The sequence below is a fragment of the Actinomadura sp. 7K534 genome (assembly GCF_004348575.1).
In the GTDB taxonomy this organism is placed as follows: domain Bacteria; phylum Actinomycetota; class Actinomycetes; order Streptosporangiales; family Streptosporangiaceae; genus Spirillospora; species Spirillospora livida.
In genome coordinates, this window is the sequence record NZ_SMKB01000333.1 from 1 (window position 1) to 6,354 (window position 6,354).

Annotated in this window: 5 protein-coding genes and 1 pseudogene; 3 read left to right on the forward strand and 3 right to left on the reverse strand. The window is 67.9% G+C overall.

The annotated features are described in order from the left end of the window. Window positions 1-510 precede the first annotated feature (510 nt). The 3 genes from E1266_RS34595 to E1266_RS34605 all read left to right on the forward strand — a co-directional run bounded on the left by E1266_RS34595 (window position 511) and on the right by E1266_RS34605 (window position 3,495). Window positions 511-1,992, forward strand: a complete 1,482-nt coding sequence (locus E1266_RS34595) for an SseB family protein (RefSeq protein WP_165966325.1) — start codon at window positions 511-513, stop codon at window positions 1,990-1,992. Beyond that, entirely contained in the window at window positions 1,989-2,357 is a 369-nt protein-coding gene (locus E1266_RS34600; RefSeq protein ID WP_132054380.1) for a hypothetical protein, read from the forward strand. Before E1266_RS34595 ends, E1266_RS34600 begins: the two co-directional genes overlap by 4 nt. A gap of 130 nt (window positions 2,358-2,487) precedes the next feature. Further along, window positions 2,488-3,495 (forward strand): hypothetical protein, encoded by a 1,008-nt coding sequence (locus E1266_RS34605; RefSeq protein WP_132054382.1) that lies wholly within the window; start codon window positions 2,488-2,490, stop codon window positions 3,493-3,495. On the opposite strand, the pseudogene E1266_RS34610 reads toward E1266_RS34605, so the two are convergent. The 3 genes and pseudogenes from E1266_RS34610 to E1266_RS34620 form a co-directional block, all read right to left on the reverse strand. Further along, window positions 3,496-3,918 (reverse strand): annotated as a pseudogene (locus E1266_RS34610) (RNA methyltransferase); the annotation flags it as partial. It lies immediately after the preceding gene. Window positions 3,919-3,975: 57 nt separating this feature from the next. Further along, complete coding sequence (locus tag E1266_RS34615) at window positions 3,976-5,790, reverse strand: DUF4209 domain-containing protein (protein ID WP_132054386.1); 1,815 nt, start codon at window positions 5,788-5,790, stop codon at window positions 3,976-3,978. A 271-nt stretch (window positions 5,791-6,061) separates the two neighbouring features. Next, window positions 6,062-6,354 (reverse strand): RNA methyltransferase (locus E1266_RS34620; protein ID WP_165966326.1); only part of this gene is annotated, 293 nt, incomplete at its 5' end.

The window sequence follows — 6,354 nt, forward strand, 5'->3', positions numbered from 1 at the left end:
TCTCCCACCCCAGGGATTCCGGGGCCGCAGGCCGCGGAAGCACCCGGGATGCCCGACGTCCCAGAACCAGGCAGACCGTCCCAAGATCACCCCCACACAGGCACACCGCAGCCCCCCGCTCCAGGACTGCCTAGCCCGCAGGACGTGCAAGCCACGCCTGTAACGGAGAGTGCTCCGCCACCGGGGGACACACCGCACAGCCACCCCGAAACAGCCCCCACCGGACCTCCCGCTCCGGAACTGCCAGGCTCGCTGGACCGCCAGGCCGCGACCGGAGCCACCGACACCCCGACTCCCGGAGCAGACCCCCAAGACCACACCTACACGGGCCCTCCGCCGTCCCCTACCCCGACTTCCCCCGCTCCAGGGTTGCCGGGGCCGCAGGACGACCACGCCACGCCGGGGACCATCGACACCCCGGCGCCCGGTGCGGCGCCCCAAGGACACGCACCCCCGGGCATGCCTGCATCCCCAGCTCCGGGACTGCCTGACCCGCAGGGCGACCCAGCCATGCACGGGACGGGCGGAGTTCCGGCGCCGGGGAGTACACCGCACAGCCGTCCCGAAACGGACCCGATCGGGTCTCCCGCTCCGGGACTGCCGGGGCCGCAGGACGGTCAAGACGTACCCGGACCCGCCGAGGCCCCGGCGCCCGGCGCGATTCCTCAAGAACAGGCACATCCGGGCCCGCCGACGTCCCCCGCTCCGGAAGCGCTCGGCCCACCGGGCGTACAAGCCACGCCCGAGGGCCGGGCTCCTGGGCTGCCCGGGCCGTGGGGCGGCGATGGTTCGCCGGCCGAGACCGGGGGCCACCCGGAGCAGACTGCTGCTGCCGACAGTCTGCACGCGGGGCCGGAGAGCGAGCCGGGCGGACCGGATCCGCGCGCCGCGGCCGAGCCCGAGGAGGCGTTCGAGCCGGGCAACCGGATCGACCAGGAGCTGTACGAGGCGACGCTGAGCGGCGACTCGGACGCGTTCCTGCGCGTGCTGCTGAACGCGAACGTCCTCGTGCCGATCCCCGAGGACGCGCCGCTTGAGGTGACGCCCGTCCAGAGGGATTTCCGCTGGGACGCGGCGCTGCGCTCCGAGGGCGCGGTGCAGGTCTTCACGTCGCTGGTGAGGCTGCGCGAGGTGCTGCCCGAGTCCCGGTTCGTGTACGCGGACTTCCGGGAGCTCATCGGCGCGTGGCCCCGCGAGGACTGGACGATGCTCCTGAACCCGGGGACGCGCATAGGGGCGTCCCTGCACGGTGACCAGGTGCGGGCGCTCAGCGAGTGGGCCGTGCGGGTCGGGCTCGTCCCGGCGCGGCCGGAGGTCCCGCTGCCGCCGCCGCGGCCGGAGGCCGTTCCGCAGGCCGCGCCGGAGTCCGTTCCGCAGGCCGCGCCAGAGGTCGGGCCGGAGGCAGTACCGGAGGCAGTACCGGAGGCCGGGCCGCAGGCTCCGCCCGCCGACCTGGACGACCGCGTCTCGTCGCCGTCCATCATGCAGAAGGTCGTGCCGCACGGGCACGTCGCCTGGTACCTGGAGCAGGGCTACGACCGGGTCGGGGGGTTCGTCCACTCGACGGGCGACGTAGCCGAGCTGCAGACGCCCGTCCAGTTGTACGAGGCGCTGGGCCTCCTCTACGAGGGCTCGCCGTTCACGCTCGGCGACGAGGGCGTGTACGTCATCCGGTGGCCCGCCTACTGCCCCGACCTCTACCGGATCCCGTTCGGGGGACGGGACGAGGACGAGATGGCCACGTGGGGCGACGCCGGCTGGGTGATCGAGCGGCCGCCGTTCCTGGGCACCGGTTTCGCGCCGGGCAGCGCCGGGTCGATCCGCGAGTACAAGGTGGACAGCGTCCGCCTCCCGTTCGGGGCGGAGATGTACTACCTCGGCAGGGACCGGTCCGAGCGGTTCATCGCCATGTACGACCCCGACCGGCTCGCCTGGCTGCGGCCGGAGCCGAGCACCGAGACCTGGGACGGGCGGACGGAGGCCGCGCAGTGATCCGCGACGGGTACATCGCGCGGTGGCTCGGCCGGGACTTCGAGGCCGCGCCCGGCGCCGACGGCGAGGTCAGGCTGTACACCCCCGGGCCGACCGACGGCTTCGAGGAACTGCGTCCCGGGCGCTACCGCCGCATCGTCCCCGCGTCCGAGGTGGAGGACCTCCGCTACGTCCGGACGACGTGCCAGTGGCGCGGCGAGCGGTTCGTCATCGTCGGCGAGCACGAGAGCTGGCTGCGGGTCGAGTACACCGGCGGGCGGGCCCCCGTCGCGGAGGGCCTGGGGCTCGATCGAATCGACCAGGGAGTCTGGCAGACATGGGCTCCCAGGTCGGAGGTGGCGGACGTCCGCGAGGAGTTGATCTAGTCGCGGACGGGGGTTGATTTGCCCCGCGAATCCGTGGTCGCATGATTTCCGGGGCCGACCCCCCGGGCAAGGCAGAAGCGCTCAACGGCGACGCGACGGAGGTGCTGCGGCAGTGATCTGCCGACCAGCGGTGAAACCGGTCTTTGTCGGGCTCTGCACGGCCGCCATCCTGGCCGCCGGCGGCGCGTCCGCCGTCGCCGCCGACTCGCCGTCCCCCTCCCCCTCCGACTCGCCCACCACGGAGGAGACGCTCGAGGTGAGCGTCGCGCCGGACGCGTCCTCGGTGGACCCCGGCAAGTCCGTGGCGATCACGACGACCGTCAAGGCCGTCGGCGGCGACCTGGCCGACGTCAAGGTCACCAAGATCACCGCGACGCTCAGGGGGGCCACGTTCGCCGGCGACTGCGGGGAGCCCTTCACCGATCCGAAGTGCGGCATCGAGAGCCTCGCCGACGGCAAGGAGGGGGCGATCGGCTCGACGGTCAACGTCCCCGAAGAGGCCGCCGAGGAGACGACCGAGTTCACGGTCACGGTCACCGTCGACGCCGCGGAACTCGACCCGGCCAGCGCGACCACGGTCCTGAAGTACGTGGTCCCCACGCCGACGAAGCCGCCGCCGACGACCACCAAGCCGCCGAGCTCCTCCAAGCCGCCGACCAAGACGCCGACGAAGAAGCCGACCAAGAAGCCGAAGCCCACCGACTCCGCGTCCGGCGGTGACGGCGGGTCCGGCGGCGGCTCCGGCGGCTCCGGCGGCTCCTCCGGCGGATCCGGGAGCGGTGCGGTCACCTCGAACGGCGGGGCCGTCCCGCCGCAGCCGAACTCGTCGTTCGCGCCCCCGGACCCGTCGGTCGCGCTGCCCCCGATCCAGGCGCCGAACCCGTCGGTCGCGCCGAGCCAGGGCGTCGCCCTGACGCCGCAGAGCCGGCTGCAGGGCAACGAGGCGCCCGTCGCGCAGGACCTCACGTTCGAGCGGATGGCCAGCACGCAGATCGCGTGGCTGGCGGCCCTCCTGGTGGCGTTCTCCCTGCTCCTGACTCAGTTGCGCCTGGGCAGGCGGCGCATCCCGGCCGGCGCGGCGGCCATGCGGGCGAAGGGCGCGCACCGCCGCCCCCGCAAGGGCATGTTCGGCAAGTGATCAGCGGGTGAGCGCGTAGCAGGCGATCGCGGCGGCGGCGACCACGTTGAGCGAGTCGACGCCGCGCGCCAGCGCCGCCCCGTCCATCGGTATCCGGACGCGATGGTCGGCCTCGTGCAGCCACCGCGACGACAACCCGTCCCCCTCCGAGCCGAGCAGCAGCGCCCTGCGCTCCGCGGCCTTCACCTCGTCGATGGGCGTCGCGTCGGCCGCGGGCGTGAGCGCGAGGAGCTCGAAACCGCGCTCGCGAAGCGCGCCGAGCCCGTTGCGCCAGTCGGCCATCCGGGCGTACGGCAGGGCGAACACGGCGCCCATGGACACCTTCACCGCTCGCCGGTAGAGCGGATCGGCGCACCGCGGCGCCAGCACGGCCGCGTCCACCCCGAGCGCCGCCGCACACCGGAAGATCGCCCCGATGTTGGTGGGTGTGATCGTGCGCTCAACTGGCGCAGGACCCTCGCGCCCATCAGTCAATCCGAGTCACTGGGCCTGCCGCCCTTGCATCAGCCATAGAGGAACGACCATGAGACGAAGGCAGAGCCACCAGGCATACACCGTTGCGTGACTCCAAGCAGCAGCATCGGTGAGCAGTTCGTGTGCAATTTCATTTCGCAGATTCGCGCTCTGCTTTTCCACTAGAAGAGCGCGCAACTCAAGCGCCACTCCATCGCCTAGTATCTCAACGGCCTCTGGCATATCAAGCAGTGCGTTGAGGCTCTTCTCGTTTTCAACGCCAGTCTCATCATCCACAAGGCGAGTGGAGGTGCCGTGCCGATTGAGATGATACCGGACCAGATGCTCCACTTGCGGGACGAGTAGGGCGGCAGCTGAAGCGTAATCGCCGTTGAGGCCATGCCAAAGACCTCTAGCCCACAAACCTTCATGAGTTGCTGGAACTCCTGGAGATTCAAAGCAGAGTTGCACGAAATAGTCAAATGTAAAGTGATGTTCGAGGGTTAGCACCTCCTGTGAGGGGATTATCACACCTAGACTCATGCAGTGAACTCGAATATCGAACTCGCGAATCACTTCCGACCAGATTTGGTTCTCGACATCTTCCACGCTCCCGCCATAGGCCGCTACCTTGCAACCATCTGAAGCATAAGTAGTGCGCGAGAATAGATGTCTAAGGCTACCGGAGAGTCGTTCTTCGGCGTTCTTTCGTGCTCGCTCTGGATCAGTAAGAGCGCCATAACTAGCGAATCGCACTAGCGCTTCGAATTGCTCTTTTCCTGACACGTTTCGACGGGCTGCCGAGACCTGGTCTGTGAGGTCGATTGGATCGCTCTCGAAGTGGATCATGGCTTCAAGGGTGGTCATACGAGTTGCGGAGAGTTGAGCTTGCAGCTCCTTGAAGCGGGAGTCGAGATCATGTTCCCGACGATAAGCTGTTGGCAGCTCGCGGATAGTGGCTAGTGCCTTTTCTAGGGCGAGCCCAGCGGCTTGACTGTTCGATACGTCCGGAGCAAGGTGCAGCTGGGCCTCTGATGCATAGCTTTCAGCGACTCGTGCGATGCAGTCATTTACGGCGGCGGCATCACCCGCTCTGCGGAACCATCCGGTCGCTTCGCGTTCATAGTGGCGCGAAAGTCGCAGGTCCGCGTTACTTACCTCCTGAGCAAGCGAAGCAAGTTTGCGGGCTATCTGCAGTGCAGAATCACGGCTAAGTCGGCAGTTGCTGGCCAGTAGGTCAGACAGGGAAACGACCATATGACCGTCGGCGCTCTTGCCATCAAGGACGCGGTCCTGCAGTTTCTTGCACATCTCCTCAATGATCGCCTTACCCTGGGGTCCTCGACGCTTGGCTAGCTGAAACGCGCGAGCCCAAGATTCGCGACCATGGCGCTCCCATCCGCGCGGATCTAGCGGCCACGACCGGTAGGCGTCGATAGCGATGTCGATTAGTTCGACCTTGCTACGGTCGCCGTAAAACCAGGCAACATCCGCCACCCGCGCTCTAAGCATGGGTTGCTCAATCAACGGTGCAAGTCGAGCAACCATCGCCAGTTGGCCAGCGTCAAGGTCACTAGGTACAGCGCTACGGCGACCGGCTATTTGTATGGCAGGAGTGAACGGCTCCTGCCAGTTATCGGGATCGAGCAAGGCAGAAGTGACTGTTGCCAGGGCAACTAGTACGTCACGCTGAGTGTCACCAAGGTTGGGATTCTGGAGTGCGGCCTCAAACCGGCCCGACATCAACAGGGGGTTATCGAGGCCGTCGACATCCTCTTCACCCTCAAGGGGAGCACTCCACCATGCCGGGTCGAATTCTCTTCCCGCTTCTCCAGAACTCATAGCTCACCTCGTTGCGCTCAGTTGGCACTGTTGACGATGGCAGACAGCGTTAAACACCACAACCAGATTAACGGCATCGCACAGGCGCCCTGTGTTCCAATTGGCAAGCCACAGCCATGCTCTCAAGGTTTGGAGCATGCGGCGGGCACCGCGTACCGCGGATGCTTGCGCTCAGCGCCGAGGATCGCATAGTCGCAACAGGGGTCCGCTTGGTCGCCGGTGGTGGATAGCGGCAGAGGATCCGCTAAACCGCCCCGCTTGGGCCTGATCCCTACCGCGTGAGGGTGTGGCAGGCGATGGCGGCGGCTGCGGTGACGTTGAGGGAGTCGACGCCGGCGGACATGGCGGCCGGGCTCATGGGGATGCAGACCGGCTCGTCGGCCTCGTCCAGCCAGTGAGAGGACAGGCCGTCGCCCTCTGAGCCTAGGAGGAGGGCGACGCGGTCGCCGGTTGATGCCTTATCTATAGGTGTGGCTGTCTGGTCGGGGGTCAGGGCCAGGAGGGTGAAGCCCGCGGCGCGCAGCTTGCCCAGGTCATCGTGCCAGTTGGTCATGCGGGCGTACG

What these genes read in the sequence shown, in the direction of transcription:
- E1266_RS34595 (WP_165966325.1), top strand. Translation starts at nt 511, where the DNA reads ATGCACGGGACGGGCGGAGTTCCGGCGCCGGGGAGTACACCGCACAGC.
- E1266_RS34615 (WP_132054386.1), bottom strand. Translation starts at nt 5,790, where the DNA reads ATGAGTTCTGGAGAAGCGGGAAGAGAATTCGACCCGGCATGGTGGAGT.